The 719-nt window shown below is 21.0% G+C and carries 1 protein-coding gene and 1 rRNA gene (1 of these 2 running past the window's edge); both read right to left on the bottom strand.

The annotated features are described in order from the left end of the window. Positions 1–78, bottom strand: a 16S ribosomal RNA gene (locus GJU03_RS00010); it reaches 1525 nt to the left of the window's first position. A gap of 161 nt (positions 79–239) precedes the next feature. Continuing rightward, positions 240–719, bottom strand: a complete 480-nt coding sequence (greA, locus tag GJU03_RS00005) for a transcription elongation factor GreA (protein ID WP_168918668.1) — start codon at positions 717–719, stop codon at positions 240–242.

The raw sequence follows: 719 nt of genomic DNA, 5'->3' as shown, positions 1-719 counted from the left end.
ATTTCGCTGCCGCTCGACTTGCATGTGTTAGGCTTGCCGCCAGCGTTCAATCTGAGCCATGATCAAACTCTTCAATTTTAAAAAAATAATTTTAAATAAACAGTTTCTAAAATTTGAATGCCCACATTTATTTTCTAACTAATTATTAAAGAACAAAATAATATCTTTTATAAAAGATTTATTTATTAATAAAACTAATATACTAGTTGACAATAATAAAGTCAAATTTAATTTTTATACTAAATATATTTAATTTTTAATATTTTATATTTTATAATACCTTTTGGAGTTTTTACTTTCACAATATCATTTTTTTTTTTCCCAATTAAAGATCTAGCTAAAGGAGCATTAATTGAAATTAAATTATTTTTTAAATTTGCTTCATCATTGCCAACAATTTTATAAAAAATATTTTTATTAGTTATAATATTTTTTATATATACAGTAGAACCAAAAATAATTTTATTATGATTTAAAAATTTTGTAACATCTATTACATTAGCATTTGATAATTTAATTTCTATTTCTTTTATACGACCTTCACAAAAACTTTGTGATTCACGAGCAGATTGATATTCAGCATTTTCTTTTAAATCACCATGTTTTCTTGCTTCAATAATAGAATTAATAATTTTTGGTCTTTCTATATTTTTTAATTTAATTAATTCTTTTTGTAATTTTTTTATACCTTGTATAGTCATAGGAATTTGGTTTTTCAT

Source organism: Enterobacteriaceae endosymbiont of Donacia bicoloricornis, assembly GCF_012567955.1.
Taxonomy (GTDB): domain Bacteria; phylum Pseudomonadota; class Gammaproteobacteria; order Enterobacterales; family Enterobacteriaceae.
The sequence above is the reverse complement of the archived record's forward strand: the minus strand, read 5'-3'. Positions and strand labels throughout refer to the sequence as shown.